The sequence below is a fragment of the Paenibacillus periandrae genome, from assembly GCF_022458865.1.
Lineage (GTDB): Bacteria > Bacillota > Bacilli > Paenibacillales > NBRC-103111 > Paenibacillus_S > Paenibacillus_S periandrae.
In genome coordinates, this window is sequence record NZ_JAJNMU010000201.1 from 1 (window position 1) to 255 (window position 255).

Sequence of the window (255 nt, forward strand, 5' to 3'; positions counted from 1 at the left end):
CCGCCAAGTCTTGCAGCACAAAGATCGCTTCGCCCGCTGGCATGGCACTGCTCGCTATTTTCTGTGCCTTGGTTCCTGAGGCTACCGGCGTATTAACCACCGCCATCCCCGTTGCCATGTCCGGATTCGACTTCCAGTAGTCCCAACCATCCGCAAGGCTACTACCTGGGCGCGTCTGCTTTTCATACTCAGGGTTGGCCACGATGTTACTGTCTGTCCCATACTTGAACGTAACTGAATCTACGTATACGGTTC

General features: G+C 54.5%; 1 protein-coding gene. It reads right to left on the reverse strand.

Annotated features, from left to right (window positions below):
- Positions 1-255, reverse strand: a 255-nt coding sequence (locus tag LRL21_RS45240; protein ID WP_240422255.1) for a hypothetical protein, incomplete at both ends; no start/stop codon positions are given.